A 23357-nucleotide genomic window follows, 5' to 3' on the forward strand; every position below is an offset into this window, starting at 1 on the left:
TGTCGGCGAGGACGGCCAGTCGAATGACGGTTGCCTGCAACGCCGGAACGCTACCCGGAGAATTGCGATGAGCGCTCTATATATGGTTGTCGGCACCCTGATTGCACTGGGTGTCCTGGTTACCTTTCACGAATTCGGCCATTTTTGGGTGGCGCGGCGTTGCGGTGTCAAAGTGCTGCGTTTCTCGGTCGGTTTTGGTATGCCGCTGCTGCGCTGGCATGATCGCAAGGGCACCGAATATGTCGTGGCTGCGATCCCGTTGGGCGGCTACGTGAAGATGCTCGATGAGCGCGAAGGCGAGGTGCCCGCTCATCTGCTCGATCAGGCATTCAACCGCAAGACGGTTTATCAGCGTATCGCGATCGTCATCGCCGGGCCGGTGGCGAACTTTCTGCTGGCCATCGCCTTTTTCTGGGTGCTCGCGATGCTGGGCAGTCAGCAGGTGCGGCCCGTGATCGGTGGTGTGGAAGCAGGCAGCATCGCACAAAAAGCTGGCTTGGTTGCGGGTCAGGAAATCGTTTCCATTGATGGCGAATCCACCACAGGATGGTCTTCGGTCAACCTGCAATTGGTCCGCCGTCTGGGCGAGACCGGCAGCATTGCCCTGAAGGTTCGTGACCCAGGTTCTGATGTCGACCTGCCACGTACCCTGGCCCTGGATAACTGGCTCAAAGGTGCCGACGAACCCGACCCGATCCGCTCACTGGGTATTCGCCCATGGCGTCCAGCACTGGCACCTGTTCTGGCAGAGCTCGATCCGAAAGGTCCGGCGCAGGCAGCGGGCTTGAAGACCGGTGATCGTTTGCTGGCATTGAACGGGCAGGCGGTCAGCGAGTGGCAGGAGGTGGTCGATTGGGTTCGCCTGCGCCCTGACACGAAGGTCGATGTCAGCGTTGGGCGCGACGGTGCGACCCTCGACATTCCTGTCACACTGTCGGTCAGAGGCGAAGGCAAGGCGGCGACAGGGTATCTAGGCGCCGGTGTGAAAGCGGTCGACTGGCCGCCGGAAATGCTGCGTGAAGTCAGCTATGGACCGGTCGCCGCGATTGCGGAGGGGGCTCGGCGGACCTGGACGATGAGTGTGCTGACCCTCGATTCACTCAAGAAAATGCTGTTCGGCGAGCTCTCGGTAAAAAACTTGAGTGGACCGATAACCATTGCTAAAGTGGCGGGCGCTTCGGCCCAGTCAGGTGTTGGTGACTTCTTGAATTTCCTTGCTTATCTGAGCATAAGCCTGGGGGTTCTCAATTTGCTGCCCATTCCAGTGTTGGACGGGGGGCACTTGCTGTTTTATCTGATCGAGTGGGCGCGTGGTCGTCCGCTGTCGGAAAAGGTTCAGGGGTGGGGTGTTCAGATCGGTGTGAGTCTGGTGGTCGGAGTCATGTTGCTCGCGCTGGTAAACGATCTGGGACGCCTGTAGAAGCTACGCCGAATTGTGAATCTGCCGCATTTTGCGGCAGTTTGTTTATTGCCAGTTGGAATAAGAAAGGACTTCATGAAACGTCTGCTGCTAACTGCGGTTCTTGCCGTACTGATGATCGCCGAAGTTCACGCCGAGTCCTTCACTATCTCCGATATCCGTGTCAACGGGCTGCAGCGGGTCTCCGCAGGCAGTGTCTTTGGTGCGCTGCCGTTGAACGTGGGCGAACAGGCCGATGACGCTCGTCTGGTCGAAGCCACGCGCGCCTTGTTCAAAACCGGTTTCTTCCAGGACATCCAGTTGGGCCGCGATGGCAACGTGCTGGTCATTACCGTCGTGGAGCGGCCGTCGGTCGCGAGCATCGAGATCGAAGGCAACAAGGCGATCACCACTGAAGACCTGATGAAGGGCCTCAAGCAGTCCGGTCTGGCCGAGGGCGAAATCTTCCAGCGCGCAACCCTCGAGGGCGTGCGCAACGAACTGCAACGTCAGTACGTCGCTCAGGGCCGCTATTCGGCAGAAGTTGCCACCGAAGTCGTTCCCCAGCCTCGCAACCGCGTTGGCCTGAAGATCAACATCAACGAAGGCGCCGTGGCCGCCATCCAGCACATCAACGTGGTCGGCAACTCGGTTTTCAAAGAAGAAGACCTGACCGACCTGTTCGAGCTGAAGACCACCAACTGGCTCTCTTTCTTCAAGAACGACGACAAATATGCCCGGGAGAAGCTGTCCGGCGACCTCGAGCGTCTGCGTTCCTACTACCTTGACCGCGGCTATATCAACATGGATATCGCCTCGACTCAGGTCTCGATTACCCCCGACAAGAAAAGCGTGTACATCACCGTCAACATTCATGAAGGCGAGAAGTACACCGTCAAGTCGGTCAAGCTGAGTGGCGACTTGAAGGTCCCTGAAGATCAGGTCAAATCACTGTTGCTGGTCAAGCCTGGCCAGGTGTTCTCGCGCAAGGTCATGACCACCACCTCCGAGCTGATCACGCGCCGTCTGGGTAACGAAGGCTACACCTTCGCCAACGTCAACGGCGTCCCCACGCCGAACGATGAAGACCATACCGTTGACATCCTGTTTGCGGTCGACCCAGGCAAACGTGCCTATGTGAACCGCATCAACTTCCGTGGCAATACCAAAACCGCGGACGAGGTGCTGCGCCGCGAGATGCGTCAGATGGAAGGCGGCTGGGCTTCGACTTACCTGATCGACCAATCCAAGACCCGCCTCGACCGTCTGGGCTTCTTCAAGGAAGTCAACGTCGAGACGCCGGCGGTGCCAGGCACTGACGACCAGGTGGACGTGAACTATGCGGTCGAAGAGCAGGCTTCCGGGTCGATCACCGCCAGCGTCGGTTTCGCCCAGAGTGCCGGTCTGATCCTGGGTGGTTCGATCAGCCAGAACAACTTCCTGGGTACCGGTAACAAGGTCAGCATCGGTCTGACCAAAAGTGAATACCAGACCCGTTACAACTTCAGCTACGTCAACCCTTACTTCACTCCGGACGGCGTGAGCCTGGGTTACAGCGCGTTCTATCGCAAGACCAACTATGACGATCTCGATGTCGACATCGCCAGCTACTCGGTGGACAGCATCGGTGGCGGCATCAACATGGGTTACCCGATCAGCGAGACCGCGCGCCTGAACTTCGGTCTGTCCGTGCAGAAGGACGAAATCAACACCGGTCGCTACACCGTTGACGAGATCTTCGACTTCCTCGAGAAGGAAGGCGACAGCTTCACGAACTTCAAGGCATCGGTTGGCTGGTCCGAGTCGACGTTGAACAAGGGGACTCTGCCGACCCGTGGCCATTCCCAGAGCCTGAGCCTGGAAACCACGATTCCTGGCAGCGACCTGTCGTTCTACAAGATCGACTACCGCGGTCAGTTGTTCCACCCGATCACCACCAACACCACACTGCGTCTGCACTCGGAGCTGGGGTACGGTGACGGCTTCGGCTCGACGTCGGGGCTGCCGTTCTACGAGAACTACTACGCAGGTGGTTTCAACTCGGTACGTGGCTTCAAGGACAGCACGCTGGGTCCGCGCAGTACGCCTAGCCGTGGTGCTGGCACGCCGGGTGGCAAGCCGGGCACTGACCGCGACCCGGATCAAGACCCGCTGCCGTTCGGTGGTAACGTGTTGATCACCGGCGGTGCCGAAATCCTGTTCCCGTTGCCGTTCATCAAGGATCAGCGTTCGCTGCGTACCTCGTTGTTCTGGGACGTGGGTAACGTCTTCAGTACCAACTGCGGCGGCACCAAGACTACTGTCGACGGTGAAAAAGTCGAATGTAACGGTCCAGACCTCTCGGGCCTCGCTAGCTCCGTGGGTGTTGGCGTAACGTGGGTCACTGCGCTCGGTCCGCTGAGCTTCGCCTTGGCGATGCCGGTCAAGAAACCGGACGACAACACCGAAACCCAGGTCTTCCAATTCTCTCTCGGTCAGACCTTCTAAGGGTCTGATCACTGTCACGACAACGGATTCTGTAGGAGTTACAACGTGCGTAAGTTGACCCAATTGGCATTGCTGGCAACGGTCCTGGTGGCAGGCCCGGCATTCGCTGACATGAAAATCGCCGTCCTGAACTATCAGATGGCACTGCTGGAATCGGATGCCGCCAAGAAGTATGCCGTTGATGCAGAGAAAAAATTCGGCCCGCAACTGACCAAGCTCAAGGCATTGGAAAGCAGCGCGAAAGGCATCCAGGATCGTCTGGTCGCAGGTGGCGACAAGATGGCTCAGCCTGAGCGCGAGAAGCTGGAGTTGGACTTCAAACAGAAAGCTCGCGATTTCCAGTTCCAGTCCAAGGAACTCAACGAAGCCAAGGCCGTTGCTGACCGTGACATGCTCAAGCAATTGAAGCCCAAGCTGGATCAGGCCGTAGAGGAAGTCATCAAGAAGGGCGGCTATGACCTGGTGTTCGAGCGCGGTGCCGTGATTGACGTCAAGCCACAGTACGACGTCACTCGCCAGGTCATCGAGCGCATGAACCAGTTGAAGTGATTTCATGACCGCGACTACCACCCTCGGCGCGTTGGCCGAGTTCCTGGGGGCCACGTTGCGTGGCCCTGCAGACAAGCAAATCATCGGCCTTGCCACCTTGCAGGAGGCGGGCGCTGGGCAGGTCAGTTTCCTGGCCAACCCTCAATACCGTAAATTCCTCGCCACGACCCAGGCCGCTGCCGTGCTACTCAAGCCCGCTGATGCCGAAGGCTATGACGGCGACGCGTTGCTGATCGACGATCCTTATCTGGCGTACGCGCGTATTTCCCATCTGTTCGATCCGAAGCCGAAGGCCCCAGCGGGTATCCACCCGACTGCGATCGTGGCACCCGATGCGGTCGTCGATCCGAGCGCCAGTGTCGGCCCTTACGTGGTCATCGAAAGCGGTGCAAGGATTGGCGCAGGCGTGACGGTGGGTGCGTATAGCTACGTCGGTGCCCGCAGCGTCATCGGCGACGGCGGTTGGCTGGCGCCTCGCGTCACCCTTTACCATGATGTCCGTATTGGCCAGCGGGTCGTGATTCAGTCGGGTGCGGTTCTGGGTGGCGAGGGCTTCGGCTTCGCCAACGAGAAGGGCGTCTGGCAAAAGATCGCGCAGATTGGCGGCGTGACAATCGGCGATGACGTCGAAATTGGGGTGAACACGGCAATCGATCGCGGCGCCATGGACGACACGCGCATCGGTAATGGCGTGAAGCTGGATAATCAGATTCAAATCGCCCACAACGTGCAGGTGGGTGATCACACGGCGATGGCGGCCTGTGTCGGCATTTCCGGGAGTACTCGCATCGGCAAGCATTGCATGCTCGCAGGAGGCGTAGGGCTGGTAGGGCATATCGATATTTGCGACGGCGTTTTCATCACGGGCATGACCATGGTGACCCATTCCATCACCGAGCCAGGTGCCTATTCGTCCGGGACGGCCATGCAGCCCGCCGCAGAATGGCGTAAAAGTGCGGCGCGTATTCGCAAGCTCGACGGCATGTCGCGTCGGTTGCAGCAGCTGGAAAAGATTGTCGAGGCCGTGACCTCGGGCGGTAAAGCGTCATCTGATAGCTGATATTTTTTTCTTATCAAGCGTGTACAGCCGATAAACTGCCTCCTTGATTTGCTAGAGGAGTGCTGCGCGTTCGTTGCGCACTCCCATCCTTGACTACAGGCTTCCTCTCGAAATGATGGACATCAACGAAATTCGCGAATATCTGCCCCACCGTTACCCGTTCCTGCTCGTGGACCGTGTGGTGGCGCTGGATGTTGAGAACAAGAGCATTCGTGCCTATAAGAATGTCAGCATCAACGAGCCGTTCTTCAATGGGCACTTCCCGGCCCATCCGATCATGCCCGGCGTGCTGATCATCGAAGCGATGGCCCAGGCTGCCGGTATCCTCGGCTTCAAGATGCTTGACGTGAAGCCTGCCGATGGCACTCTGTATTACTTCGTGGGCTCCGACAAGTTGCGCTTCCGTCAGCCGGTGCTGCCAGGTGACCAGTTGATCCTGGAAGCCAAGTTCATCAGTTGCAAGCGCCAGATCTGGAAGTTCGAATGTCAGGCATCAGTGGATGGCAAGCCGGTATGCTCCGCTGAAATCATCTGTGCGGAACGCAAGCTATGAGTTTGATTGACCCTCGCGCGATCATCGATCCGACGGCCATTCTGGCTGACGATGTCGAGGTCGGCCCGTGGTCGATCGTCGGACCTGGTGTGGAAATCGGCGAGGGTACGGTGATTGGTCCGCATGTGATCCTGCGTGGGCCGACCAGAATCGGCAAACACAACCACATCTACCAGTTCTCTTCAGTAGGCGAAGACACGCCCGATTTGAAATACAAAGGTGAAGCGACGCGCCTGGTGATTGGCGATCACAACGTGATCCGCGAAGGCGTGACGATACACCGCGGAACCATTCAGGACCGTGCCGAGACCACCATTGGCGATCACAACCTGATCATGGCGTACGCCCACATCGGGCACGACAGCGTCATCGGCAATCACTGCATCCTGGTCAACAACACGGCGCTGGCCGGTCACGTTCATGTGGCTGACTGGGCGATCCTGTCCGGCTTCACCCTGGTCCATCAGTACTGCCATATCGGCGCTCACAGCTTTTCAGGCATGGGCACCGCCATCGGCAAAGACGTTCCGGCCTTCGTCACCGTCTTTGGCAACCCGGCCGAAGCGCGCAGCATGAACTTCGAGGGCATGCGCCGTCGCGGTTTTTCCGAGGACTCGATACACGCCCTGCGCCGCGCGTACAAAACGGTTTACCGTCAGGGTCTCACCGTCGAGCAGGCCATCGTCGAGTTGGCCGAACCGGCTGCCCAATTTCCGGAGGTCGCGCTGTTCCTGGACTCCATCCAGAACTCGACGCGCGGCATCACCCGTTAACCATGGCGGCTTTGCGTATTGCGCTGGTCGCCGGGGAAGCTTCCGGCGACATTCTGGGTTCAGGGCTGATGCGCGCGATCAAGGCTCGTCATCCTGATGCGCAATTTATTGGCATAGGCGGTCCGCTCATGGAAGCGGAGGGCATGCAGTCCTACTTTCCCATGGAGCGCCTGTCGGTCATGGGGTTGGTTGAGGTGCTCGGCCGGCTGAAGGAGCTGTTGGCGCGCCGTAAATGGCTGATCCAGACGCTGATTGGCGAGAAGCCCGACGTTTTCATCGGCATCGATGCGCCTGACTTCACCCTTACCATCGAATTGAAGCTGCGCCAGGCCGGGATCAAGACCGTTCATTACGTAAGCCCCTCGGTGTGGGCATGGCGGCAAAAGCGGGTGCTCAAGATTCGTGAAGGGTGCGATCTGATGCTGACGCTGCTGCCGTTCGAGGCGCGCTTCTATGAAGAAAAAGGGGTGCCGGTGCGTTTCGTCGGGCACCCGCTGGCAGACACCATTCCCCTCGATGCCGATCGCCAGGCTGCGCGCGCCGAACTGGGCCTGAGCGACGGCCCTGTGGTTGCGTTGATGCCTGGCAGCCGCGGCGGCGAAGTGGGCCGCCTGTGTGCTCTGTTCCTCGACGCGGCGCAGCGCCTGCTGGCCGAGCGCCCAAACTTGCGTTTCGTGTTGCCCTGCGCAAGCCCGCAACGTCGCGCCCAGATCGAACAGCTCCTCGTAGGGCGTGACTTGCCGCTCACGCTGCTCGATGGTCGTTCCCACCTGGCGTTGGCGGCCTGCGATGCCGTTCTCATCGCGTCAGGCACGGCCACCCTCGAGGCGCTGCTGTACAAGCGCCCGATGGTGGTGGCCTATCGTCTGGCGCCGCTGACGTACTGGATTCTCAAACGCATGGTCAAAAGCCCTTACGTGTCGCTGCCGAACCTGTTGGCGCAGCGTTTGCTGGTTCCAGAGCTACTACAGGACGCGGCGACGCCCGATGCGCTGGCGCAAACGCTGCTGCCGCTGCTCGACAACGGTGCCGCGCAGACGACCGGCTTCGATGCCATTCACCGGACCTTGCGTCGCGATGCATCCAATCAGGCTGCTGAGGCAGTGCTGAGCCTGCTTGGCGCAGGGCCTTCACGATGAGTGCCAAATCAATGCAAATGGGTCTGGATTTCAACCTGGTCGAGGATCTGGTCGCCGGTGTCGACGAAGTGGGCCGTGGCCCGCTCTGCGGCGCGGTGGTGACCGCTGCGGTCATCCTGGATCCGAAGCGTCCTATTCAAGGGCTGAACGACTCGAAAAAGCTCACCGAAGCCAAACGAGAAAAGCTGTTCGACGAAATCTGCGAAAAAGCCCTGTGCTGGCATATCGCACGGGCGGAAGTCGAGGAAATCGACGAACTCAATATCCTGCATGCGACGATGCTGGCCATGAAACGCGCAGTAGAAGGGCTGATCATCACGCCGAAGCTTGCGCTGATCGATGGCAACCGTTGTCCGCAGTTGTCGATCCCTTGCGCCCCGGTCATCCAGGGCGATGCTCAGGTGCCCGCCATCGCGGCGGCGTCGATTCTCGCGAAGGTCAGCCGGGACCGGGAAATGGCGGCCATGGAACTGACCTACCCTGGCTACGGGATTGGCGGGCACAAGGGGTATCCCACCCCCGTGCATCTCGAGGCCTTGGCGCGCCTGGGCCCGACGCCCATCCATCGTCGCTCGTTCGCGCCGGTGCGGGCGGCGCATGAAGCGCGGGACATGATGCTTGCTTCACTCAATAGCGTGGCAAATCCGTTGTGGGAGTAGACCTGCGCGTGCGGATGTCATGCCCCATGATCACGAACTGGCCGGCCCTCGCATGCCTCCATAAGCGACTTCGTGGCCACAGGCGCTTCGTCATCCGCGTCCATGAGAACTGCCCAACTTCGCTGCCAGGCCGGTACAATCCGGCCTTTGCTTTCAGTGCGTCATAGGATCACCCATGTCGGCTTCTTTCGTTCATCTGCGCATGCACACCGAATATTCGCTGGTCGATGGCCTGGTCAGGGTCAAGCCACTGGTGAAGGCGCTGACCGGCCTGAACATGCCTGCCGTGGCAGTGACCGATCAAAACAACCTGTGCTCATTGGTCAAGTTCTACAAGGCCGCAATGGGGGCGGGCATCAAGCCGATCTGTGGCGCCGATATCTGGCTGGCGGGGCGTACCAAGGACGCGCCGCTCAGTCGCATGAGCCTGCTGGTGATGAACCCCAAAGGCTACCTGAACCTGACAGAGCTCATTTCCCGGGGCTTCATGGAAGGTCAGCGCAATGGTTTGGTGGTCATCGAGCGCGAATGGGTGGTCGAGGCCAATGAAGGGCTGATCGCCCTGTCCGCCGCCAAAGAAGGTGAGATCGGCATGGCCCTGCTGGGCGCGAATCCGACGGAGGCCGACGAGTTGCTCAAGGAGTGGTTGTCGGTCTTCGGCGATCGCTTTTACGTCGAGGTTCAGCGCACCCATCGCGTCAACGATGAAGAGCACCTGCACGCCGCCGTCGCCCTGGCTGATCGCCATGGGGTACCGTTGGTGGCCACCAACGACGTGCGGTTCATCAAGCAGGAAGATTTCGAAGCCCACGAAACGCGCGTCTGCATTGGTGAGGGGCGGGCGCTGGACGACCCGCGCCGCTCGAAAAACTACAGCGATCAGCAATACCTCAAAAGCGCCGAGGAAATGGTCGAGCTGTTCAGCGACCTGCCCGATGCGGTGCAGAACACGGTTGAAATTGCCAAGCGTTGCAACATCGATGTCCGGCTCGGCAAACACTTTCTGCCCAACTTCCCGATTCCCGATGGGCTTACCATCGACGAATATTTCCGCAAGGTGTCCTTCGAGGGCCTAGAAGAGCGTCTGGCGGTGCTGTGGCCGAAAGAGACCACGCCCGACTACGAGGCCAAGCGCCAGGTGTATGTCGACCGGCTGAATTTCGAGCTGGATATCATCATCCAGATGGGGTTCCCGGGTTACTTCCTGATCGTGATGGACTTCATTCAGTGGGCGAAGAACAACGGTGTACCCGTCGGGCCGGGTCGGGGGTCGGGCGCCGGGTCGCTGGTAGCCTACGTGCAGAAGATCACGGACCTGGACCCATTGGCCTATGACCTGCTCTTCGAACGTTTCCTCAACCCTGAACGGGTTTCCATGCCGGACTTCGACGTCGACTTCTGCATGGACGGCCGCGACCGTGTAATCGAGTATGTGGCGGACAAGTATGGCCGCAACGCGGTCAGCCAGATCATCACCTTCGGTTCGATGGCGGCCAAGGCCGTGGTCCGTGACGTGGCGCGGGCGCAGGGTAAGTCATTCGGTCTGGCTGATCGTCTGTCGAAGATGATCCCGTTCGAAGTCGGCATGACGCTGGAAAAAGCCTACGAGCAGGAAGAGATCCTTCGTGATTTCCTCAAGACCGATGAGGAAGGCGCTGAAATCTGGGAAATGGCGCGCAAGCTCGAGGGCGTCGTGCGTAACGTGGGCAAGCATGCCGGGGGCGTGGTGATCGCGCCGACGAAGCTGACCGACTTCGCCGCCATCTACTGCGACGAGGAAGGCAGTGGCCTGGTAACCCAGTACGACAAAGACGACGTCGAGGCTGCCGGCCTGGTGAAGTTCGACTTTCTCGGCCTGAGGACGTTGACGATCATCGACTGGGCGATGAAAACCATCAACCGCGACCGCGCCAAGGCGGGTGAAGAGCCGTTGGACATCGCGTTCATCCCGCTGGATGACGCGCCGACCTACGATTTGCTGCAAAAGGCCGAAACCACGGCCGTGTTCCAGCTCGAATCGCGAGGCATGAAAGAGCTGATCAAAAAGCTCAAGCCCGACTGCCTCGAAGACCTCATTGCGCTGGTGGCCCTGTTCCGTCCGGGCCCGCTGCAGTCCGGGATGGTGGACGACTTCATCAACCGCAAGCACGGGCGAGCCGAGCTGGCCTACCCGCACCCGGATTACCAGTACGAAGGCCTGCGGCCCGTGCTTGCGCCGACCTACGGCATCATTCTGTATCAGGAACAGGTGATGCAGATCGCCCAGGTCATGGCCGGGTACACCCTGGGCGGTGCGGACATGCTGCGGCGGGCAATGGGTAAGAAAAAGCCCGAGGAAATGGCCAAGCAACGCGGGGGCTTCATCGAGGGATGCGCCAATAACGGCATCGATCCCGATCTGGCGGGTAACATTTTCGACCTTGTAGAAAAGTTCGCTGGTTACGGCTTCAACAAATCCCACTCGGCCGCCTACGGTCTGGTGTCGTACCAGACGGCATGGTTGAAAAAGCATTACCCCGCGCCATTCATGGCGGCGGTGTTGTCTGCGGACATGCACAACACCGACAAGGTCGTGACCCTGATCGAAGAAGTGCGCACCATGAAACTGCGCCTCGATGCGCCAGACGTGAACACCTCCGAATTCAAGTTCACAGTGAACGAGGAGGGTCGCATCGTGTACGGTCTCGGCGCGATCAAGGGCGTCGGCGAAGGCCCAGTCGAAGCGATCACCGAAGCGCGTCAGGCAGGTCCCTTCAAGGATCTCTTCGATTTCTGTGAGCGCATCGACCTCAAGCGGGTCAACAAACGGACCCTGGGCGGGCTGATCAGCAGCGGTGCGCTCGACCGCCTGGGTCCGTTCTTCTACGACGAGCCCAAGCAGTATCACGCCAACATCGACCGCAACCGTGGCGTCCTGCTCGCCGCTCTCGAAGAAGCGATCCAGGCTGCAGAACAAACCGCTCGCAGTCATGACAGCGGGCACGCCGACCTGTTTGGCGGCCTGTTCGATGCAGCGGACGCTGACGTTTATGCGAACCATCGCAACGCCCGAGAGGTCACTCTCAAGGAGCGCTTGCGCGGTGAGAAGGAGACGCTGGGCCTGTACCTGACCGGGCACCCGATCGACGAATACGAAGGCGAGATACGTCGGTTTGCCCGTCAGCGCATCGTGGACCTCAAGCCTGCCCGCGATACCCAGACCGTCGCCGGGCTGATCATTGCGTTGCGGGTCATGAAAAACAAGAAGGGCGACAAGATGGGCTTTATCACCTTGGACGATCGGTCCGGGCGCATTGAGGCCTCTCTGTTCGCCGAAGCGTTCCAGGCGGCCCAGTCGTTGTTGCAGACCGACGCGATGGTGGTCGTGGAAGGCGAGGTCAGTTCGGACGACTTCTCCGGCGGATTGCGCTTGCGCGCTAAGCGCGTCATGAGCCTGGAAGAGGCCCGGACCGGGCTGGCAGAAAGTTTACGCCTGACCGTGCGTAGCGAGGCGCTCAAGGGCGATCGTCTACGCTGGCTGGGTGACCTGTGCAGGAAGCACCGGGGCGCGTGCCCGATCACGCTGGATTACACCGGACAGGATGCCAGAGCGCTGCTGCAGTTTGGCGAAGCGTGGCGGATCGATCCCGCAGACAGCCTGATCCAGGCCCTGCGTGACCAGTTCGGACGAGAGAACGTCTTCCTGCAGTATCGTTGAAAGCCAACTGACGAATTTATTAAAACTCGACCGCAAGGCGCCCGCTCCTTTAAGGTAGGGCGCTTACGGATCAACCGGCCGGCCTCTTGGCCGTCGACCCAAGACGGATGCCTATGAACCCGAATTTTCTGGATTTCGAACAGCCGATCGCTGACCTGCAAGCCAAGATTGAAGAGCTGCGCCTGGTAGGCAATGACAACTCGCTGAACATCAGCGACGAAATCTCTCGACTGCAAGATAAGAGCAAAACGCTCACCGAAAGCATTTTCGGCAACCTGACCAGCTGGCAGATCGCGCGCATGGCGCGTCACCCGCGTCGTCCGTACACGCTGGATTACATCCAACACATTTTCACCGAGTTCGACGAGCTGCACGGTGATCGTCACTTCTCCGACGACGCCGCCATCGTTGGCGGGATCGCGCGGCTCGACGGCCAGCCGGTAATGGTGATCGGTCATCAGAAAGGCCGCGAAGTGCGTGAGAAGGTACGCCGTAACTTCGGCATGCCGCGCCCTGAAGGCTATCGCAAGGCCTGTCGCCTGATGGAGATGGCCGAACGGTTCAAGATGCCGATCGTCACCTTCATCGACACGCCGGGGGCCTACCCAGGCATCGACGCCGAAGAGCGTAACCAGAGCGAGGCGATTGCCTGGAACCTGCGCGTCATGGCTCGTCTGAAGACTCCAATCATCGCCACGGTCATTGGCGAAGGCGGTTCCGGCGGCGCACTGGCCATCGGCGTCTGCGACCAACTGAACATGCTGCAATATTCCACCTATGCGGTGATCTCGCCGGAAGGTTGCGCATCGATCCTGTGGAAAACTGCCGAGAAAGCTCCGGATGCTGCCGAAGCGATGGGCATCACGGCCGAACGGCTGAAGGGCCTGGGCATCGTCGACAAGGTGATCGACGAACCGTTGGGTGGCGCGCACCGCGATCCAGCCGCAGCGTCGGCATCGATTCGCGAAGCCTTGAGCAGTCAGTTGGCCTCGCTCAAAAAGCTCAATCACGATGAACTGCTGGCGCGTCGTTACGAGCGCCTGATGAGTTACGGCGTCTAACCGGAGCCAACTCCCGAAGTCCGGTGAGCCAGCGCGGGGTCTACCAGCATGAGCAAGCCGGACCGCTTCAAGACAGAACTCCACCAGCGACTGCTGTCGCGCCTTGCGCCATGGCGTGACGCAGCCGCTTGGCGCATCGCCTTCTCGGGGGGGCTGGACTCCACCGTTCTGCTTCATCTGCTGGCTGAGCTTTCCCGCCACCAGCGCCTTCCCCCGTTGACCGCCATTCATGTCCATCACGGTCTGCAGGCTGTGGCTGCGTCGTGGCCGGGGCACTGCCGTCAGGTGTGTCAGATTCTGGGTGTGCCGTTGCAAGTCGTCGACGTTCAGGTCGAGTCGGGCGCCAGTCTGGAACAGGCTGCTCGGGATGCCCGGTATGCAGCCTTCGACGCTACGTTGCAAAGGGGGGAGGTGCTGCTCACGGCCCAGCACCGAGACGATCAGGCTGAAACCTTGATGTTCCGTCTGCTGAGGGGCGCCGGGGTTCGTGGTCTGGCGGCCATGCCGGCGCAGCGCAGGTTGGGCCATGGCCATCTTTTCCGTCCGTTGCTGGACGAATCGCGAGCGTTGCTCGAACGCTATGCTCGCGAGGAAGGGCTGAGTTGGATCGAAGACCCTAGCAACAAGGACAGCCGTTTTTCTCGCAATTATTTACGCAACCATGCCATGCCCATGCTGACCGAGCGCTGGCCGCAGGCAATCGCCAGCATGGCGCGCAGCGCAGCGCATCTGGCAGAGGCGCAAGGGTTGCTGGACGAGCTGGCGGTTCAGGACCTGTCGCTGGCGCAGAGTCCTTGCGCCTGGCCCTGGCTCGAATTGCCCTCACTGGAGTTGGCGCCGCTGGAAGTCTTGTCGCCCGCGCGCCAACGCAATGCGTTGCGCCACTGGCTTGCCCCCCTGACGCGCCTGCCGGACAGCGATCACTGGGCTGGCTGGGATGCACTGCGCGATGCGGGTCCTGACGGTCGTCCGATCTGGCGGCTGGGGAACGGGCAATTGCATCGTGCCGAAGGTCGCATCTGGTGGCTATCAGGTATCTGGCTGAAAGACGTTGCGGGCTCGCAGCACTGGTCAACGGCGTCTCAGCCGCTGCACCTGCCGGGCAACGGAATGCTGCAGATTCTGGGCGAAGTCCCCCGAGGCGGCCTTCATGTTCACTACCGCCAGGGCGGCGAAGTGCTCGACGTGCCGGATCGGGGGCGGCGCGACCTCAAGCGTTTGCTCAATGAAAAGCGGGTGCCGGTGTTTCTGCGCGGCCGATTGCCGCTGCTCTATCGCGGTGAACAATTGCTGGCGGTGGCCAATCTTCCCGGACTCGACGCGGACCCCCGTGGCGACTGGCGATTGCATTGGCTGCCACCGACGAATGACCACAGTTTGAGATGAGAGGCCGTTTCCGGTAGACTACGCTCCCTTCTTGATACAGCTTATGTCGGCCCTTTCGGAACGACATGAGTTGCCGATTACCAGCCAGTCTTTACTGGGCGATTCTCAAATGTGGCGAGCAATGGACAGGTCCGGATCCGGCCAGTCGCTTTCAATGCAGCAGTTTCAGGAATGCACGGTGAAACACGCAGGTCATCGGGGGCTTCGGCCTTCCTTCGCTTTCCCCGGCGGCTCTGACCGCTTTAACGCAGACTTCTAGGGTTTTTCATGACGCGCTACATCTTCGTCACGGGCGGTGTTGTTTCTTCATTGGGGAAAGGCATTGCCTCGGCTTCATTGGCGGCCATCCTGGAGGCGAGGGGACTTAAGGTCACCATGCTCAAGCTGGACCCCTACATCAACGTCGACCCGGGCACCATGAGCCCGTTCCAGCACGGTGAAGTGTTCGTTACCCACGACGGCGCCGAGACCGACCTGGACTTGGGGCACTACGAGCGTTTCATCCGTACCACCATGACCCAGAACAACAACTTCACCACCGGCCGCGTGTACGAACACGTGCTGCGCAAAGAGCGCCGTGGTGATTATCTGGGCGCGACCATTCAGGTGATTCCGCACATCACCGACGAAATCAAGCGTCGCATCATCAAGGGCGCTGGCGATGCCGATGTCGCCCTGGTCGAGATCGGCGGGACTGTCGGCGACATCGAGTCGCAACCGTTCCTGGAGGCCATTCGCCAACTGCGCGTTGAGGTCGGTTCCAAGCGCGCCATGCTGATGCACCTGACACTGGTGCCTTACATCGCCACCGCGGGCGAGACCAAGACCAAGCCGACTCAGCACTCGGTCAAGGAACTGCGCTCCATCGGCCTGCAGCCTGATGTCCTTATCTGTCGTTCCGATCATCCGGTGGATGTGTCGTCGCGTCGCAAGATCGCGCTGTTCACCAACGTTGAAGAACGCGCCGTGATTTCGCTGGAAGACGTCGACACCATCTACAAGATTCCGGCCGTGTTGCACGCGCAGGGCCTGGACGATTTCGTCGTCGAGCGTTTCGGCCTGCAATGCGGTGGGGCCGACCTGTCCGAATGGGAAAAGGTCGTGGACGCCAAGCTCAACCCTGAGCACGAAGTCACGATTGCCATGGTCGGCAAGTACATGGAGCTGCTGGATGCCTACAAGTCGCTGATCGAAGCGATGAGCCACGCGGGCATCACCAACCGGACCAAGGTCAACCTGCGTTACATCGACTCCGAAGACATCGAGAATCAGGGCACCGGCCTGCTGGAAGGCGTCGATGCGATTCTGGTGCCGGGTGGCTTCGGTCTGCGCGGCGTCGAGGGCAAGATCACCGCCGTTCAATACGCCCGTGAAAACAAGGTCCCTTATCTGGGCATCTGCCTGGGCATGCAAGTGGCAGTCATCGAATTCGCTCGTAACGTCGTCGGCTGGAAAGACGCCAACTCCACCGAGTTCGAGCGCAACAGTGCGCACCCGGTGGTCGGTTTGATCACCGAGTGGGCGGACGCCACCGGCGCCGTCGAAACCCGTACCGAAAGTTCCGATCTGGGTGGCACCATGCGTCTCGGCGCACAGGAATGCCAGTTGGAGCCGGGCTCTCTGGTGCACGATTGCTACGGCAATGACACCATCGTCGAGCGTCATCGTCACCGTTACGAGGTGAACAACAACCTGCTGCCGCAGCTGGTGGAGGCTGGCCTGAAAGTGTCCGGTCGCTCCGGTGATGGGGCGTTGGTCGAAGTGGTCGAGTCGCTGGACCATCCATGGTTCGTGGCGTGCCAGTTCCACCCGGAGTTCACTTCCACGCCTCGTGACGGTCACCCCCTGTTCAGTGGCTTCGTCAAGGCCGCGCTCGCCCAACACCAGAAGACTGCCTGATAGGGAACTCATTACATGGCACAGAAAATCATCCGCGTCGGCTCTGGCGACAAGGGCATCGAAATCGCCAACGACAAGCCGATGGTCCTGTTCGGGGGGATGAATGTCCTCGAGTCGCGGGACATGGCCATGCAGGTCTGCGAAGAATACGTGCGAGTGACCGAGAAACTGGGCATTCCCTACGTGTTCAAAGCCAGCTTCGATAAGGCCAATCGCTCTTCGGTGACGTCCTACCGTGGCCCGGGGCTGGAAGCCGGCATGCGCATCTTCGAAGAGATCAAAAGCACCTTCGGCGTACCGGTGATCACCGACGTGCACGAGCCTCATCAGGCTGCCGTTGTGGCAGAGGTCTGCGACATCATCCAGCTCCCAGCCTTTCTCTCGCGTCAGACTGACCTGGTGGTGGCGATGGCGAAGACCGGTGCGGTGATCAACATCAAGAAAGCCCAGTTCCTCGCCCCTCAGGAGATGAAGCACATCCTGGCCAAGTGCGAAGAAGCCGGGAATGACCAGTTGATCCTCTGCGAGCGGGGTTCGAGCTTCGGTTATAACAACCTGGTGGTCGACATGCTGGGCTTCGGCATCATGAAGGCCTTCGAATACCCCGTCTTCTTCGATGTGACCCACGCGCTGCAAATGCCCGGTGGTCGCGCGGATTCGGCCGGTGGCCGTCGTGCACAGGTGACCGATCTGGCCAAGGCTGGCATCAGCCAGGGCCTGGCGGGCTTGTTCCTCGAGGCGCATCCGGATCCGGACAACGCCAAGTGTGATGGCCCTTGCGCGTTGCGTTTGAACAAGCTGGAGCCGTTCCTGACCCAGCTCAAGGCGCTCGATGATCTGGTCAAGGCCTTCCCGGTGATTGAAACGGCTTAAAACCTGCTTTTACGGCAGTCTCGCCTCGGGTAGAGTGCCGCTCGCTTCATTCCCGACCAACGGGTCGGGAAATTCTGTCATCCCGGGCCTGCCCGTTGTCTAGTGCCCGGGGCGACAGGCGTTTTTTCCCAGCTGCGTCGTTTTCGTCAATCTTGGAGTGTTAACAACAATGGCAAAAATCGTCGACATCAAAGGTCGTGAAGTTCTCGACTCCCGTGGCAATCCCACCGTGGAAGCAGATGTGCTCCTCGACAACGGCATCATCGGCAGTGCCTGCGCGCCGTCCGGTGCTTCCACCGGCTCGCGTGAAGCGCTTGAGCTGCGTGATGGCGACAAGAGCCGTTACCTGGGCAAGGGCGTACTGAAAGCTGTGGCCAACATCAATGGCCCGATCCGCGACCTGCTGTTGGGCAAGGACCCCGTTGATCAGAAGGCGCTGGACCGCGCGATGATCGAGTTGGACGGTACCGACAACAAGGCCAAGCTGGGGGCGAATGCGATCCTCGCCGTGTCGCTGGCTGCTGCCAAGGCCGCTGCACAGGACCAGGACCTGCCGCTTTATGCGCACATCGCCAACCTCAATGGTACGCCGGGTGTCTACTCGATGCCGGTTCCGATGATGAACATCATCAACGGTGGCGAGCACGCCGACAACAACGTCGACATCCAGGAGTTCATGGTTCAGCCGGTGGGCGCCAAAACGTTCGCTGATGGCCTGCGCATGGGCACCGAAATTTTCCATCACCTCAAAGCGGTGCTGAAGGCCAAGGGGCTGAACACGGCGGTGGGTGACGAAGGCGGTTTCGCTCCGAACCTGGCCTCCAATGCCGACGCGCTGGCAGCCATCGCAGAAGCGGTCGGGAAAGCCGGCTACACGTTGGGCACCGACGTGACCCTGGCACTGGATTGCGCGGCGAGCGAGTTCTACAAGGACGGCAAGTACGACCTGTCCGGCGAGGGCAAAGTCTTTGACGCCGCCGGTTTCGCAGACTACCTGGCTGACCTGACCAAGCAATACCCGATCATTTCCATCGAAGACGGTCTGGACGAGTCCGACTGGGCGGGCTGGAAAATCCTGACCGACAAGATCGGCGACAAGGTACAACTGGTCGGTGACGACCTGTTCGTGACTAACACCAAGATCCTGAAAGAGGGCATCGACAAGAAGATCGCCAACTCGATCCTGATCAAGTTCAACCAGATCGGCACCCTGACCGAGACGTTGGAAGCCATTCAGATGGCCAAGGCGGCGGGTTACACGGCGGTGATCTCGCACCGATCCGGCGAAACCGAAGATTCGACCATCGCCGATCTCGCCGTTGGCACCTCGGCCGGCCAGATCAAGACCGGTTCGCTGTGCCGTTCCGACCGCGTTTCCAAGTACAACCAACTGCTGCGGATCGAAGAGCAATTGGCAGGCAAAGCCAAATACAATGGTCGCGCCGAGTTTCGCGGCTGATTGCAAGATGGTAAAAAGGCAGCAGGCGCTGTAGGGCTCTTCGCTTAAGTGAGGGTTTCCTCGGCGTTCTGATCCATGAGCCCGGTGACCACCGGGCTCTTGGGTATTTGAAATGGTCGGTTTTGCTGTCGTTCTCCACCAGGTAACAGATATTCACCATGCGCAGTCCCAACTGGTTGTTCCTCGTTCTGCTCTTGCTGCTTGCGGGCCTGCAATATCGCCTGTGGGTGGGTAATGGCAGTCTTGCTCAGGTGGCCAGTCTGACCCAGCAAATCGCCGATCAGCACGCCGAAAACGAAGCGCTCCTGGAGCGTAATCGGGTGCTCGACGCGGAGGTCCTGGAATTGAAGAAGGGGCTGGAGACCGTGGAAGAGCGAGCTCGCCACGAACTGGGCATGGTCAAGGACGGCGAGACTCTCTATCAGTTGGCACAGTGACGTTCGCCTAAAATGACCCATTCTATTCCTGCCTTCTGGGCAGTGATTCCCGCGGCGGGCGTTGGCGCACGCATGGCGGCAGACCGTCCCAAGCAGTACCTGAAGCTGGGCGGCCTCACCATTCTGGAACACAGCCTGCTTTGCTTTCTCGACCACCCCGGGCTCAAGGGCCTGGTGATCAGCCTGGCTGTGGACGACCCCTATTGGCCCACGTTGCCTTGCGCGTTGGATTCGCGCATTCAGCGTGTCGACGGTGGCAAAGAGCGGGCGGATTCGGTACTCAATGCGCTGCTGCACCTGCATGCCAATGGCGCCGATGACAATGATTGGGTGCTGGTGCACGATGCTGCACGCCCTAATCTCGCACGTTCCGATCTGGATCACCTGCTCGGCGAATTGGCGCACGACCCGGTCGGCGGACTGCTTGCGGTTCCCGCCAAAGACACCCTCAAGCGCGCCGACGGCAATGGACGAGTAAGCGAGACGGTCGACCGCAGTCTCATCTGGCAGGCATACACGCCGCAGATGTTCAGGCTGGGCGCGTTGCATCGGGCGTTGGCCGATAGCCTGGTGTCGAACGTCTCTGTTACCGACGAAGCATCGGCAATAGAGTGGTCGGGGCAAGCGCCGCGCCTGATCGAGGGGCGGGCGGACAACATCAAGGTCACACGTCCGGAAGACCTCGAATGGCTGCGCCAACGGCGGGGCGAATTCAACCGTTGATCTGCTTCTGCCCGAAAGGCATAGGAGCGGCGCTTGCCCGCAATCTGCCGGGAGCCGGCAGCAAAACAGATACCTTCATTGTGTCAGGCGACGCGTCCGATGGAGTTACTGCCGCTGCGCGGCGGATCGAGGGCAAGCGCGTTCCTACAATGGCTGATGATATTCAGGGCGCGAAGCCAACCCCGTCTTCAGGTAATCCACCAGCTTTCTGACTTTGGGCGACAGATGCCGCTGCTGCGGATACAGCGCCCAGACCGCCGTATTGGGCGGTTGATGAGTATCCAGCAGAGAAATCAGCGCGCCAGTGTTCAGGTGTTCCAACACGTAATAATCCGGTAGCTGACACAGCCCCATGCCCTGCAACGCGGCATCCAGCACGGCCTGCCCGCTGTTGCATCGCCAATTCCCGTGCACCCGCTGGGAAAACTCCTTGCCGTTTTGTTGCAGCAACCAGCTGTCTGAACTGCCAATCAGGCAATTGTGCCGATTCAGTTCCGAGAGGCTATGAGGGCGACCATAGCGCGCTACATAAGAAGGTGAGGCGCACAGGTACATGCGTCGAGGCGCAAGCCGGGTCGCCACCAATCGCGACTCCTGGAGGCGGCCGAGACGAATGGCCAGGTCCATCCCTTCATGCAGCAGATCCAGCGTGTTATTCGTCAATTCGATGTCGACACGCAGTTGCGGATACTCCTCCATGAACCGCGTCACCAAGGGGGCAATGAAGCGTTCGCCGTACGCGACTGCGCAGGTCATGCGCAGCAGCCCCTTGGGCTCGCTTGTCAGATCGCCCACCGCGCGCAGCGCTTCCTCGCGGCCGTCCTGCAACCGCTGGCAATGGTGCAGAAACGTCTGCCCGGCTTCTGTTAGCGCGACCTTGCGGGTGCTGCGATAGAGGAGTCGCGTTTGCAGTCTTTCTTCCAAACGGGCGATCTGCCGACTGATGTGCGAGGATGAAACGCCTAAACGTTCCGCCGCCGCGGTGAATTGTCCGCACTCGGCCACGGCAACGAATTCATCCAGGCCGTCCCAGCGATTGGTGTACATTGATTATCCCTGTACAGCATTAATGTTTTGCTTTTGTTCGGATTATTCACCATACAGCACTGCTTTACACTCTTCGCCAGCCCTTCTATTACCCAATCGTTGGAGAAAATGAATGATCAAGTCACGTGCCGCTGTTGCATTCGCACCTAACGAGCCGCTGCAAATTGTCGAGGTGGACGTCGAAGCGCCGAAAGCGGGCGAGGTGTTGATCCGTACCGTCGCGTCGGGCGTTTGCCACACCGACGCTTACACCCTGTCCGGTGCTGACTCTGAAGGCGTATTCCCTTGCATCCTCGGTCATGAAGGTGGCGGCATCGTTGAAGCGGTAGGTGAGGGTGTCACTTCCGTGGCGGTGGGCGACCACGTCATTCCGCTGTACACCGCCGAATGCCGCGAGTGCAAATTCTGCAAATCCGGCAAGACAAACCTATGCCAGAAAGTCCGCGCGACCCAAGGCAAGGGCCTGATGCCTGACGGCACCACCCGTTTCAGCTACAACGGCCAGCCGATTTACCATTACATGGGCTGCTCGACTTTCTCTGAGTACACCGTGGTGGCCGAAGTCTCTTTGGCGAAAGTCCCGAAAGAGGCGCCCCTGGAAAAGATCTGCTTGCTCGGTTGCGGAGTGACCACCGGTATCGGTGCGGTGCTCAATACCGCCAAAGTGGAAGAGGGCGCGACCGTTGCCATCTTCGGTCTGGGTGGCATCGGCCTGGCCGCGATCATCGGCGCGAAAATGGCCAAGGCCTCGCGCATCATCGCTATCGACATCAACCCGTCGAAATTCGATGTGGCCCGTGAGCTGGGTGCCACTGATTTCGTCAACCCGAAAGACCACACCAAGCCAATTCAGGATGTCATCGTCGAGCTGACCGATGGCGGCGTGGACTACAGCTTCGAGTGCATCGGCAACGTGCAGTTGATGCGCGCAGCGCTTGAGTGCTGCCACAAAGGTTGGGGCGAGTCGGTCATCATCGGCGTCGCACCTGCCGGTCAGGAAATCTCGACTCGCCCATTCCAGTTGGTCACCGGTCGCGTCTGGCGCGGTTCGGCATTCGGTGGCGTCAAAGGCCGCACCGAGCTGCCAAGCTACGTGGAGAAAGCACAGAAAGGCGAGATCCCGCTGGACACCTTCATCACCCACACCATGGGCCTGGACAAGATCAACGAAGCTTTTGATCTGATGCACGAAGGCAAGAGCATTCGTTCTGTCATTCACTTCTAAAAAGCGGCGACAAGTCACGAGCTGCGAGCTGCAAGACCTCTTGCAGCTGGCGGCTTGAAGCTGATCGCTGGGAGGAACGACCATGAGTCTTGAAAATCTTTCGTGCCAGAAAAGCTTCGGCGGCTGGCATAAACGTTACAAACATCACTCCGATGTGCTGGGTTGCGACATGGTATTCGCGGTTTATCTACCGCCACAGGCCGAGCAGGGTGGAAAGTTGCCAGTGGTCTACTGGCTGTCGGGCCTGACCTGCACGGACGAGAACTTCATGCAGAAGGCCGGGGCTCAGCGCATCGCAGCAGAGCTTGGGCTGATCATCGTCGCACCGGACACCAGCCCGCGTGGGCCGGACGTGCCGGGCGACCCGGACAACGCCTATGACTTCGGCCTTGGCGCAGGTTTTTACCTCAATGCCACCCAACAGCCCTGGGCGCGGCACTATCGCATGTATGACTACGTGGTCAGCGAACTGCCCGCCTTGATCGAAGCCCATTTTCCGGCGTCGGACAAACGCAGTATCAGCGGTCACTCAATGGGTGGCCATGGCGCATTGGTCTGTGCCTTGCGCAATCCGGGGCGCTACTCGTCGGTTTCGGCGTTTTCGCCGATCAGTAACCCGATGGATTGCCCGTGGGGCCAGAAAGCCTTTTCCCGCTATCTGGGGGAAGATCGTTCCCGCTGGCGTGAGTGGGATGCCAGCGTGCTGATTGCGGAGGCGCCTGAGCGGCTGCCTCTGTTGGTGGATCAAGGTGATCGCGACGACTTCCTTGCCCAGCAGCTCAAACCCGAAGCGTTGGTGCAGGCGACCAAAGCCGTGGGCCATCCGCTGGAGCTGCGGATGCAGCCGGGTTACGACCACAGCTACTACTTCATTGCCAGCTTCATCGAAGACCACCTCCGCTATCATGCGGTGGCGCTGGCAGGCTGATGA

19 protein-coding genes are annotated in these 23357 nt (G+C 60.0%); 18 read left to right on the plus strand and 1 reads right to left on the minus strand.

The features are described 5' to 3' along the window. The first annotated feature begins 67 nt into the window (after nucleotides 1–67). From rseP to ispD, 16 genes are all read left to right on the plus strand, one after another. Complete coding sequence (rseP, locus tag N5D61_RS14390; protein WP_108235758.1) at nucleotides 68–1420, plus strand: sigma E protease regulator RseP; 1353 nt, start codon at nucleotides 68–70, stop codon at nucleotides 1418–1420. A gap of 75 nt (nucleotides 1421–1495) precedes the next feature. Then, entirely contained in the window at nucleotides 1496–3886 is a 2391-nt protein-coding gene (gene bamA / locus N5D61_RS14395) for an outer membrane protein assembly factor BamA (RefSeq protein ID WP_108235757.1), read from the plus strand. Nucleotides 3887–3931: 45 nt separating this feature from the next. After that, the gene (locus N5D61_RS14400; protein WP_108235756.1) at nucleotides 3932–4435 is read left to right on the plus strand and encodes an OmpH family outer membrane protein; all 504 of its coding nucleotides are present in this window, start codon (nucleotides 3932–3934) and stop codon (nucleotides 4433–4435) included. A gap of 4 nt (nucleotides 4436–4439) precedes the next feature. Beyond that, nucleotides 4440–5495 carry a UDP-3-O-(3-hydroxymyristoyl)glucosamine N-acyltransferase gene (gene lpxD, locus N5D61_RS14405; protein WP_279893328.1) on the plus strand — a complete coding sequence of 352 codons (1056 nt, stop codon included), beginning with the start codon at nucleotides 4440–4442 and terminating at the stop codon, nucleotides 5493–5495. Between the two features lie 112 nt (nucleotides 5496–5607). Beyond that, a complete protein-coding gene (fabZ, locus tag N5D61_RS14410; protein WP_279893329.1) occupies nucleotides 5608–6048 on the plus strand; it encodes a 3-hydroxyacyl-ACP dehydratase FabZ in 441 nt (146 codons plus the stop codon). Beyond that, on the plus strand, nucleotides 6045–6821 hold the full coding sequence (lpxA, locus tag N5D61_RS14415; RefSeq protein WP_108235753.1) for an acyl-ACP--UDP-N-acetylglucosamine O-acyltransferase: 777 nt from the start codon (nucleotides 6045–6047) through the stop codon (nucleotides 6819–6821). Before fabZ ends, lpxA begins: the two co-directional genes overlap by 4 nt. Nucleotides 6822–6823: 2 nt before the next feature. Beyond that, entirely contained in the window at nucleotides 6824–7960 is a 1137-nt protein-coding gene (lpxB, locus tag N5D61_RS14420) for a lipid-A-disaccharide synthase (RefSeq protein ID WP_279893330.1), read from the plus strand. An 11-nt stretch (nucleotides 7961–7971) separates the two neighbouring features. After that, nucleotides 7972–8619: a ribonuclease HII gene (rnhB, locus tag N5D61_RS14425; RefSeq protein WP_108235751.1), complete on the plus strand. Its 648-nt coding sequence runs from the start codon at nucleotides 7972–7974 to the stop codon at nucleotides 8617–8619. Nucleotides 8620–8794: 175 nt separating this feature from the next. After that, on the plus strand, nucleotides 8795–12316 hold the full coding sequence (gene dnaE, locus N5D61_RS14430) for a DNA polymerase III subunit alpha (RefSeq protein ID WP_279893331.1): 3522 nt from the start codon (nucleotides 8795–8797) through the stop codon (nucleotides 12314–12316). Between the two features lie 113 nt (nucleotides 12317–12429). Then, nucleotides 12430–13377, plus strand: a complete 948-nt coding sequence (locus N5D61_RS14435; protein ID WP_108235749.1) for an acetyl-CoA carboxylase carboxyltransferase subunit alpha — start codon at nucleotides 12430–12432, stop codon at nucleotides 13375–13377. Between the two features lie 48 nt (nucleotides 13378–13425). Further along, nucleotides 13426–14763 (plus strand): tRNA lysidine(34) synthetase TilS, encoded by a 1338-nt coding sequence (gene tilS, locus N5D61_RS14440; protein WP_279893332.1) that lies wholly within the window; start codon nucleotides 13426–13428, stop codon nucleotides 14761–14763. Nucleotides 14764–15030: 267 nt separating this feature from the next. Further along, nucleotides 15031–16662, plus strand: coding sequence for a CTP synthase (locus N5D61_RS14445; RefSeq protein ID WP_108235747.1), 1632 nt, complete (start codon nucleotides 15031–15033; stop codon nucleotides 16660–16662). Between the two features lie 15 nt (nucleotides 16663–16677). Then, nucleotides 16678–17535, plus strand: a complete 858-nt coding sequence (gene kdsA / locus N5D61_RS14450; RefSeq protein ID WP_108235746.1) for a 3-deoxy-8-phosphooctulonate synthase — start codon at nucleotides 16678–16680, stop codon at nucleotides 17533–17535. A gap of 169 nt (nucleotides 17536–17704) precedes the next feature. Further along, a complete protein-coding gene (gene eno, locus N5D61_RS14455) occupies nucleotides 17705–18994 on the plus strand; it encodes a phosphopyruvate hydratase (protein WP_279893333.1) in 1290 nt (429 codons plus the stop codon). Between the two features lie 158 nt (nucleotides 18995–19152). After that, nucleotides 19153–19431: a cell division protein FtsB gene (ftsB, locus tag N5D61_RS14460; protein WP_108235744.1), complete on the plus strand. Its 279-nt coding sequence runs from the start codon at nucleotides 19153–19155 to the stop codon at nucleotides 19429–19431. A 12-nt stretch (nucleotides 19432–19443) separates the two neighbouring features. Continuing rightward, nucleotides 19444–20154, plus strand: a complete 711-nt coding sequence (gene ispD, locus N5D61_RS14465; protein ID WP_108235743.1) for a 2-C-methyl-D-erythritol 4-phosphate cytidylyltransferase — start codon at nucleotides 19444–19446, stop codon at nucleotides 20152–20154. Between the two features lie 144 nt (nucleotides 20155–20298). Here the strand turns inward: ispD and N5D61_RS14470 are convergent, their stop codons facing one another. After that, nucleotides 20299–21201, minus strand: coding sequence for a LysR substrate-binding domain-containing protein (locus N5D61_RS14470; protein WP_279893334.1), 903 nt, complete (start codon nucleotides 21199–21201; stop codon nucleotides 20299–20301). A 112-nt stretch (nucleotides 21202–21313) separates the two neighbouring features. On the opposite strand from N5D61_RS14470, the gene N5D61_RS14475 reads away from it, so the two are divergent. Together N5D61_RS14475 and fghA are read left to right on the plus strand one after the other, a co-directional pair. Beyond that, nucleotides 21314–22426: an S-(hydroxymethyl)glutathione dehydrogenase/class III alcohol dehydrogenase gene (locus N5D61_RS14475; protein ID WP_279893335.1), complete on the plus strand. Its 1113-nt coding sequence runs from the start codon at nucleotides 21314–21316 to the stop codon at nucleotides 22424–22426. A gap of 82 nt (nucleotides 22427–22508) precedes the next feature. Further along, nucleotides 22509–23354 carry an S-formylglutathione hydrolase gene (gene fghA / locus N5D61_RS14480; protein WP_279893336.1) on the plus strand — a complete coding sequence of 282 codons (846 nt, stop codon included), beginning with the start codon at nucleotides 22509–22511 and terminating at the stop codon, nucleotides 23352–23354. The last annotated feature ends 3 nt before the right edge of the window (nucleotides 23355–23357 follow it).

Origin of the sequence: Pseudomonas sp. GD03842, assembly GCF_029841165.1 — a bacterium.
In the GTDB taxonomy this organism is placed as follows: Bacteria; Pseudomonadota; Gammaproteobacteria; order Pseudomonadales; family Pseudomonadaceae; genus Aquipseudomonas.